This window comes from Mesorhizobium sp. M1A.F.Ca.IN.020.06.1.1 (genome assembly GCF_004023265.1).
Classification (GTDB): Bacteria; Pseudomonadota; Alphaproteobacteria; order Rhizobiales; family Rhizobiaceae; genus Mesorhizobium.
In genome coordinates this window covers 1-2,474 of the sequence record NZ_RZSR01000892.1, presented here as the reverse complement: position 1 = coordinate 2,474, position 2,474 = coordinate 1, and the positions used below count along the sequence as shown (strand labels likewise).

Annotated in this window: 4 protein-coding genes; all 4 read left to right on the top strand. The window is 62.1% G+C overall.

Annotation, left to right across the window (positions count from 1 at the left end; all coding sequences use genetic code 11):
• Positions 1-321: NTP transferase domain-containing protein (locus EOA60_RS28615; protein WP_164899613.1), on the top strand; the 321-nt coding region annotated here is incomplete at its 5' end.
• Complete coding sequence (gene mobB / locus EOA60_RS28610; RefSeq protein WP_095825394.1) at positions 318-833, top strand: molybdopterin-guanine dinucleotide biosynthesis protein B; 516 nt, start codon at positions 318-320, stop codon at positions 831-833. The genes EOA60_RS28615 and mobB, both read left to right, overlap by 4 nt.
• A gap of 153 nt (positions 834-986) precedes the next feature.
• Positions 987-1,772 (top strand): ABC transporter substrate-binding protein, encoded by a 786-nt coding sequence (locus EOA60_RS28605; RefSeq protein ID WP_066992755.1) that lies wholly within the window; start codon positions 987-989, stop codon positions 1,770-1,772.
• 79 nt (positions 1,773-1,851) lie between these two features.
• Positions 1,852-2,474, top strand: a 623-nt coding sequence (locus EOA60_RS28600; RefSeq protein WP_164899612.1) for an ABC transporter permease, incomplete at its 3' end; no start/stop codon positions are given.

Sequence of the window (2,474 nt, the reverse complement as noted above, 5' to 3'; positions counted from 1 at the left end):
CCGTTCTTCCCTGGCGATCTCGTCGAGCGATTGGCCGTTGCCGCTCGGGCACGGCCGGGCGCGATCGCGGTCGCCAGTTCCGACGGCAGGTGGCACCCGACCTTCGCGCTCTGGCCGCTCGGCCTGCGCGATGCCCTGCGCCATTTCCTGGTTGAGGAGGACAATCGCCGGGTCTCGGCCTTCGTGGAGCGGCATGGTTTTGTCGAGGTGGAGTTTCCGATGCTCGAAGCCGGAGGCGAGCGGATCGACCCGTTCTTCAACATCAACACGCCCGACGATCTTGCGGAGGCCGAGCGTCTGTTGCAAAGCCTTGAGCCATGAGACCCGTGTTCGGCATCACCGGCTGGAAGAACTCCGGCAAGACGACCCTGACCGTGAAGCTGGTCGCCGAACTGGTTCGGCGCGGCTGGACGGTCTCGACGGTCAAGCATGCCCATCATGACTTCGACATCGACAAGCCCGGCACAGACAGTTTCCGCCACCGCCAGGCCGGAGCGATGGAGGTCGCGGTCGTCTCCGGCCGGCGCTGGGCATTGATGCACGAACTGCGCAACGAGGACGAGCCGACGCTGGATGACATCCTGGCGCGGCTGGCGCCCTCGGACATCGTGCTGGTCGAAGGCTACAAGCGCGAAGCGCACCAAAAGATCGAAGCGAGACGGCTGGAGGCCAAGGACCGGACGCCGCTTTCGATCAACGACCCGAACATCGTGGCTGTCGCCGCCGACTTTCCGGTCGAAGGCGAAAAGCTGCCGGTCTTCAACCTCGACGATACGAAATCGATAGCCGATTTTGTCGAGCGCGCGATCGGTCTCGTCAGTCCAGGCAAGTAACGCAGCGGCACACGGCGGTTGCCGTTTGCTGTTGTTTTTGCAGTTGCTTTTTTCTTGCAAAGAGTGGGAGTATCCCGCGCAGCGGGCGGTCAAAAAGGCTTCGCCCACAAGAGCCGCACGGGACAGCGGCCATGACAATATGAGAGGATTATCATGCGTATTGCACTGCGTATCGCGCTTGCCGCTTCGGCCGCGCTGCTGACACTTGGCGTTGCCCAGGCTCAGGAAAAGACCCTGAGGATCGGCACCGAAGGCGCGTACCCGCCCTTCAACAACCTGACCTCGGACGGCCAGCTGGTCGGCTTCGACATCGACATAGCCAAGGCCCTCTGCGACGAAATGAAGGTGAAGTGCACCTTCGTCGCGCAGGATTGGGACGGCATCATCCCGGCGCTCCAGGCCGGCAAGTTCGACGCCATCGTCGCTTCCATGTCGATCACGCCAGAGCGCCAGGAAAAGGTCGACTTCACCCACAAATACTACAATACGCCGTCGGCGATCGCCGTGCCGAAGGATTCGCCGCTCAAGGGCGTCACCAAGGAGGACCTCGCCGGCAAGACGATCGGCGTCGCCACCACGACGACCCACTTCAACTATGCCTCGAAGACCTACACCGACAGCACGATCAAGGGCTATCCGAGCAGCCCCGAGGAACAGGCCGACCTCGCCAATGGCCGTCTCGACGCTATCGAGGACGACATCGTCGTGCTGCAGCAGTGGCTGGATTCGCCCGACGGGGCCTGCTGCAAGATCCTCGGCCAGCCCTCGCCGCAGCCGGTCGAGATCTTCGGACCGGGCGCCGGCATTGCCGTGCGCAAGGGCGAGACCGACCTGGTCAACAAGCTGAATTCCGCGATCGATGCTATCCGCAAGAATGGAAAGTACAAGGAAATCAACGACAAGTACTTCAAGTTCGACGTCTACGGCGCCGAATCCTGATCATTTGCGCTCAGGGCGGTGAGGATCACCTCGCCGCCCTGCCTCCATTCCGGGATCGCCACGGAGACACGCCCCGCCAATGCCAGCCCAAAGCATTTGGACACTTCTCAGTTGGGGACCGGATGGCTGGAGTGACGACATTGCGTCTGGTGTGCTGGTCACGGTCGCGCTTGCACTTGCGACATTGCCGATAGGCCTGGCGATCGGGTTCTTCGTCGCCTTCGCCAAGCAACACGAAGAGCCCGCGCTCCGGCTCGCGGCCAACATCTACACCACTGTTTTTCGCGGCCTGCCCGAGCTGGTGACGCTGTTCCTGTTCTTCTTCGGCATGCCGCTGCTGCTGCAATATGTCGTCCGCCTGTTCGAGCCCGGGGCGACAATCGACGTGAACAGCTTCATTGCCGGCATGATCGTGCTGGCGCTGATCTTCTCCTCCTACGCCAGCGAAGTCTTTCTCTCCGCCTTTCGCGCCATTCCCAAGGGCCAGTATGAGGGCGGCTACGCCATTGGCCTTTCGAAATGGCAGACGATGCGCCTGGTGATCCTGCCGCAGCTGCTGCGCATCGCCTTCCCGGGTCTGGAGAATTGCTGGCTCAGCCTGCTCAAGGACACCTCGCTGGTGTCGGTCGTCAATCTAGCGGAAACCCTGCGCAATGCTGGTGTCGCGGCGCGCGTCACCAAGCATTCCTTCCTCTTCTACAG

Bases quoted from the DNA above. Each gene is read 5' to 3' on its own strand.
- mobB (WP_095825394.1), top strand. From the start codon at position 318: ATGAGACCCGTGTTCGGCATCACCGGCTGGAAGAACTCCGGCAAGACG.
- EOA60_RS28605 (WP_066992755.1), top strand. From the start codon at position 987: ATGCGTATTGCACTGCGTATCGCGCTTGCCGCTTCGGCCGCGCTGCTG.